Annotated in this window: 5 protein-coding genes; 1 reads left to right on the top strand and 4 read right to left on the bottom strand. The window is 50.8% G+C overall.

All coding sequences use genetic code 11. From position 1 onward, the window contains the following. Positions 1-156: 156 nt before the first annotated feature. The 4 genes from hemG to pepQ are packed head-to-tail and all read right to left on the bottom strand — an operon-like array spanning position 157 to position 4,142. Positions 157-690, bottom strand: a complete 534-nt coding sequence (gene hemG, locus M2371_RS20770) for a menaquinone-dependent protoporphyrinogen IX dehydrogenase (RefSeq protein ID WP_259268594.1) — start codon at positions 688-690, stop codon at positions 157-159. 12 nt (positions 691-702) lie between these two features. Then, entirely contained in the window at positions 703-2,154 is a 1,452-nt protein-coding gene (trkH, locus tag M2371_RS20765) for a Trk system potassium transporter TrkH (protein ID WP_034461629.1), read from the bottom strand. A 45-nt stretch (positions 2,155-2,199) separates the two neighbouring features. Beyond that, on the bottom strand, positions 2,200-2,811 hold the full coding sequence (locus tag M2371_RS20760) for an IMPACT family protein (RefSeq protein ID WP_259268593.1): 612 nt from the start codon (positions 2,809-2,811) through the stop codon (positions 2,200-2,202). Then, the gene (gene pepQ, locus M2371_RS20755) at positions 2,811-4,142 is read right to left on the bottom strand and encodes a Xaa-Pro dipeptidase (protein WP_172895906.1); all 1,332 of its coding nucleotides are present in this window, start codon (positions 4,140-4,142) and stop codon (positions 2,811-2,813) included. Before pepQ ends, M2371_RS20760 begins: the two co-directional genes overlap by 1 nt. A 194-nt stretch (positions 4,143-4,336) precedes the next feature. Here pepQ and fadB point away from each other — a divergent pair, with 194 nt between their 5' ends. Beyond that, positions 4,337-6,526, top strand: a complete 2,190-nt coding sequence (gene fadB / locus M2371_RS20750; protein WP_259268592.1) for a fatty acid oxidation complex subunit alpha FadB — start codon at positions 4,337-4,339, stop codon at positions 6,524-6,526. Positions 6,527-6,528 lie beyond the last annotated feature (2 nt).

Here is a 6,528-nt window from a genome sequence, read left to right as displayed (position 1 = left end):
TTATTTTCGCTTTTCATCTGGCTGACGGGCCGGTTTGTAAGCCGTTGTGCCGTGTCAGTGGAGGCGCAGTATAGGGATTTTCAGGAAGCTGACAAGTGTTTATTGCAAAAAAATGACTGAGCGCCTCTTTTTTCGACAAAACGACCATTTTCGACATTATTTGCGGTTTAAATGGGCTATCTCTTGCGCGAAACGTGCCACCTGAGGCCAATCTGTATAAACAACTTCTTTACTAATATCTGTTTCGCCGCCGGTCATCTTCATAATTAAGCGAATCATCACGCGATCGTACCAACGATAGCGCGGATAACGCAGCGCGCCAGCAAACACCGCGCAGTGTTTTGGCTGCCAGGGGGACGTCAGCAAGAACTTGCGTGTATAAGAGTTGGTTTGCGGGGAGCGCTTCTCTGGTTTACGCGCCACCAGGTTCACAGAAAAGAAAGCACTGGGAATCTTATTCAACGCTTGCTGATGCTTCTTCACGAAAGCAGCCACTGAAGAATGGAAATGCCCGTAACGAATAGAAGCACCAATCACTACACGTTCGTAATTGCCCCAGGCAATTACGCCACTGCGATGCAAGTTAACCACATCACTCTCAACACCCAGCTCTTTCAACTCAGATGCTATATAAGAAGCAATCTCGCGAGTTTGACCATCACGGGTCGAAAACAGAATTAAAGTTCTCACTACAGGCTCCGGTTACTCTCGCCAGAAAGTTGGCGTAAACAATACAAGTAAAGTGAACACTTCAAGACGACCAAACAGCATGTTAGCGATCAGTATCCATTTCGCCACAGGATTCATGCTGGCAAAGTTGTCTGCCACGACCCCCAAACCTGGGCCAAGGTTATTCAGCGTAGCCGCCACGGAAGCAAAAGCTGAGAAGTCATCCACGCCCGTCGCAATAATCGCCAGCATACTAACGATGAAGACCAATGCATAAGCAGAGAAGAATCCCCACACTGCTTCAAGAATACGTTCGGGTAGCGCACGGTTGCCGAGCTTGATGCTATATACCGCATTTGGGTGCACGAGGCGCTTCAGCTCGCGGTTCCCCTGCTTGAATAACAGCAGAATACGAATGACCTTCAGGCCGCCACCCGTTGAACCCGCGCAACCCCCTATAAAAGCAGAACACAGCAACAACACCGGTAAGAATAGAGGCCAACGCGCGATACTGTCGGTTGTGAACCCGGCGGTCGTCGCCATCGAGACAACCTGAAAGAATGCCTGATTCAGCGTTAACAGTGCCGTCTGGTAAGTATTATGGAACCACAATACCAGGGTACAAATAGCCACCAGCGTAAGTTGTACGCCAATGAACATACGGAATTCAGGGTCGCGCCAATAAACTTTTAAATTACGCCCGCTTAGTAAAGAGAAGTGCAAACCGTAGTTACACCCGGAAATCAGCAGGAAGATGGCGATAATTGTATTAATGGTGGGACTATCAAAATAACCAATGCTGGCGTCATGAGTGGAAAACCCCCCAATCGCGATAGTCGCAAAACTATGGCCAATTGCATCAAACGCCGGCATGCCCGCAAACCAAAGTGCCAGAGCGCATGCAACGGTTAACAAGACATAGATGAGCCATAGGGTTTTTGCAGTATCCGCGATACGCGGGCGCATTTTATTATCTTTAAGTGGCCCCGGCATTTCAGCGCGATATAACTGCATCCCACCCACGCCCAGAATTGGCAAAATGGCTACAGCGAGAACAATGATCCCCATACCGCCAAACCACTGCAGCATTTGCCGATAAAACAAAATGGCGTGAGGAAGCGTATCGAGCCCGACTAGCGTCGTCGCCCCGGTAGTGGTTAAGCCCGAGAACGATTCAAAGAATGCATCGGTAATAGTCAGATTCGGTTGTTCGGCGAAGATAAAAGGCAATGCCCCCACGCTCCCCAGCACCGTCCAGAAGAGTACGACGATCAGGAATCCTTCTCGCGGTTTCAGCTCACTTTTTTGCCGCCTGTTAGGCCACCACAAAAAAGAACCAATGAGTAACGCTGCGAAGAAAGTCTGGGTGAAAGCTCGGCCAGCACCATCGCGATAAATTAAAGCTACCAACCCGGGAATAATCATGGTCACAGAAAATAAAATGACTAACAGACCAACGATTCGGGTTATGGCGCGAAAATGCATTTCAGCCGCTTCCTTAACTATCAAAAAAATAACGAGAGGGAATTATTATTCAGCCGGCAATAAATGCAATGCACCGCGGCCAAAATCAGCAAGTCTGACTGAAAAGTCAGCGAGTTTTGCGGGCGGCAACGCCACACGTAATAATACAGATGCCTGAAAATCACTTTGTACCAGAATGCCATCGAACTGCTTAAGCAATGTTTCGATTCCCGCAAGCTGCGCATAATCACACTGCAAAGTATATTCGGTTAACGGAACTTTGAGCACCGTAGACAATTGATTTAACGCCGCCTGCACGCCGCCGCCATAAGCTTTTACCAGGCCGCCCGTTCCAAGCTTAATACCACCAGAGTAACGCACGACGACAGCGGTGATTTCACCAACACCACTTCCCATAAGCTGGGCAAGCATTGGCTTACCGGCTGTGCCTGCTGGCTCACCATCATCAGAAAAGCCTAATTGCTGTGAGTCATCAGGCGCACCAGCGACCCAAGCCCAGCAATGATGCCGGGCATCCGGATGTTCAGAACGCACGTGTTCAAGAAACGCTTTCGCCTCTATTACGCCAGTCGTATGCGCGACCAGCGTAATAAAGCGACTCTTCTTGATTTCCTCAGCGACCGTGACGGACTCAGCAGGAATCAGCCAGCTATCCATTACGCCAGTTTCAAATCACGCGTCATGTTTTCAACACTGTTTTCGTAAACAATCACGTTGTCTTCAATGCGAACGCCACCGAAAGGTTTCATTGCTTCAATGCGCTGCCAATCGAAGTGTTTGCTGTACTGGCCTTCGCGCCACGGTGCGAGTAACGACTCAATGAAGTAAATGCCCGGCTCGATAGTCAGAACCATACGCGGCTCCAGAATACGCGTGCAGCGCAGATACGGATATTGAGAAGGCGCAGCCATGTGCGTCCCGGTGTCATCCTGCATGAAGCCAGCGACATCATGAACCTGCAAACCCAGCGGGTGACCCAGACCGTGTGGCATAAATGGCCCAGTAATACCGGTTTCCACCATCGCTTCTTCGCTAATACCAGTTACTAGCTTATGGCGGTTCAGCAGCTTCGCAATACGTTGATGGAACTGAATATGGTAATCGGTGTAACGCACACCCGCTTTCAGGGTGTCAATTAACGCCAGTTGTTCGGCATTAACGTCTTTCACCAATTGAGCATAATCATTGTCACTATTAGCCGACCAGGTACGCGTTAAATCAGCCGCATAGCCGTTATATTCCGCGCCAGCATCTAACAGGAAACTGCGCATTTCAGCAGGAGCACGATTATCTAATTTGGTGTAGTGCAGAACTGCCGCGTGCTCGTTGAGCGCCACAATATTGCCGTAAGGCACATCGGTATCGCGGTGCCCGGTTGCGGTCAAATAAGCCAGGTTGATATCAAACTCGCTCATTCCAGACAAGAAGGCTTCATGTGCAGCCTGATGGCCAACTACTGCGGTTTTCTGCGCTTCACGCATACACGCCAGCTCGTAGTCAGTTTTATAAGAGCGATGATAATGCAGATAATCAATCACTCCTTTCGGGTTGATGTTAGCACCCTGAATTTCAAGCTGAATGGCACGTTCTGGCACCGGCCCGATATAACCGATATTGCCACGCGCAGCAGGCAACTGGCTGCCAATGCCGTCTGCTTTTGGCAAAGCAATCACTTCAATTTCGTCAGTCCAGAAGGATTCTGGCAGCGGTTCAACGTTGTGCCAGTAATCAACCGGCAGGTAAAACCACAGTTTCGGTTTGTTCACGCCATCCACCAGCAGCCAGCAGTTTGGCACTTGTGTCACCGGAACCCAGGCTTTGAATTGTGGGTTAACTTTGAACGGATACGGATGATCATCGAGGAAGACGTTGACTAGCTCGCCCGAGTGAATCAACAGCGCGTCGAGATTAAAACGCGCCAGAACATTGCGGGTACGCTCCTGCAAAGTTGCCACATGATCTTTATAAAGTGAGGCCAGTGAATCCATAATTTACCCTTCTGTTTTTTTCATAAACTGAACGCCACGCATCTTAGCACACCGTAAAGTTTGCGAACTTATTTCCAGTGGCTGTGATCATCTTTGCAAATATTTAAAGAGTTATTTGCATTTCATTAACATCAATTCCACACTCCTCTCCATCTGGTACGACCAGATCCCATTGCTGGATTCAGGAGACTGACATGCTCTACCAAGGTGAAACCTTACATCTCGACTGGCTGGAAGATGGCATCGCAGAACTGGTATTTGATGCGCCCGGCTCAGTGAACAAACTCGACACCGCGACCGTAGCGAGCCTCGGCCAGGCGCTGGATGTACTGGAAAAGCAGCCAGGTCTGAAAGGCCTGTTGCTCAGTTCCAATAAAGCCGCGTTTATCGTTGGCGCTGATATTACCGAATTCCTGTCGCTGTTCCTGGTTCCAGCGGAGCAACTGACACACTGGCTGCAATTTGCCAACAGCGTCTTCAATCGGCTGGAAGATTTACCCGTCCCAACCATTGCTGCGGTAAATGGTTACGCACTTGGCGGCGGCTGCGAATGTGTGCTAGCAACAGATTACCGCCTGGCCACACCAGATACCCGCATCGGCCTGCCGGAAACCAAACTCGGCATCATGCCTGGTTTCGGTGGATCTGTGCGTTTACCTCGTTTGCTGGGTGCTGATAGCGCACTGGAAATTATCACCGCCGGGAAAGATGTTGGTGCCGTTGAAGCACAAAAACTCGGTTTAGTTGATGGTGTCGTTAAAACTGAAAAACTGCGCGATGGCGCACTGGCAATACTGCGCCAGGCGATTAATGGCGATCTGGACTGGAAAGCCAAACGCGCACCAAAACTGCAGCCTTTGAAGCTGAGCAAAATCGAAGCCACCATGAGCTTCACTATTGCCAAAAGCATGGTGATGCAGATTGCCGGTAAACACTACCCTGCTCCGATGACGGCAGTCAAAACCATCGAAGCCGCGGCACGTCTGGGCCGTGACGAAGCATTACAACTGGAGACTCAAAGTTTCGTGCCGTTGGCGCGTTCTAATGAGGCCCGTGCGCTGGTCGGGATTTTCCTCAACGACCAATACATAAAAGGTCAGGCGAAGAAGCTGACCAAAAATACCGAAACCCCGAAACAGGCAGCCGTTCTTGGTGCCGGGATCATGGGCGGCGGCATTGCTTACCAGTCGGCCTGGAAAGGCGTACCGGTATTAATGAAGGATATTAACGAGAAGTCGCTGGAACTAGGCATTAACGAAGCCAGCAAGCTGCTCAACAAACAGCTGGAACGCGGCAAAATTGACGGCATGAAACTGGCGGGTGTGATTGCCACCATTCATCCAACACTCGATTACGCCGGTTTTGAGCGTGTCGATGTGGTAGTTGAAGCAGTGGTAGAAAATCCGAAAGTGAAGAAAGCCGTTCTGGCAGAAGTGGAAGATAAAGTGCGCCCGGATACCGTTCTGGCGTCGAACACCTCGACCATTCCGATTGGCGAGTTGGCAAATAGCCTGAAGCGCCCGGAAAACTTCTGCGGTATGCACTTCTTTAACCCGGTGCATCGCATGCCGTTAGTGGAAGTGATTCGCGGCGAGAAAACCTCTGAGCAAACTATCGCGAAGGTCGTCGCTTGGGCGAGCAAAATGGGCAAAACGCCAATCGTGGTGAACGACTGCCCAGGTTTCTTCGTCAACCGCGTGCTGTTCCCGTACTTTGCAGGCTTTAGCCAGTTGATGCGCGACGGTGCCGATTTCCGTCAAATCGACAAAGTAATGGAAAAACAGTTCGGCTGGCCAATGGGTCCGGCGTATCTGCTCGACGTTGTCGGCATTGATACCGCGCACCACGCGCAGGCCGTTATGGCTGCCGGTTTCCCACAGCGTATGCAGAAAGATTATCGCGATGCCGTTGATGCGATGTTTGACGCAGGCCGTTATGGCCAGAAAACCCAGCAGGGTTTCTATCGCTACAAACAAGATAGCAAAGGCAAACCGCGCAAAGAGCAGGATGAAGCGACTGACGGCCTGCTGGCTGATGTCAGCAAACCACGCCACGACTTCAGCGACGAGGAAATCATCGCCCGCATGATGATCCCAATGGTCAACGAAGTGGTTCGTTGCCTGGAAGAAGGCATTATCGCCAGCCCGGCAGAAGCAGATATGGCACTGGTTTACGGTCTGGGTTTCCCTCCATTCCACGGTGGCGCATTCCGCTGGTTAGACACCATCGGCAGTGCGAAATATCTCGATATGGCGCAACAGTACGAACATCTTGGCCCACTCTATCAGGTGCCGGACGGTCTGCGTACAAAAGCGTCCCGTAACGAGCCGTACTATCCACCGGTTGAGCCAGCGCGCCCAGCCAGTGACCTGAAAAGTGCCTGAGG

The organism is Buttiauxella sp. BIGb0471 (assembly GCF_024807715.1).
In the GTDB taxonomy this organism is placed as follows: domain Bacteria; phylum Pseudomonadota; class Gammaproteobacteria; order Enterobacterales; family Enterobacteriaceae; genus Buttiauxella; species Buttiauxella agrestis.
This window is presented reverse-complemented; position numbering and strand designations above follow the sequence as displayed.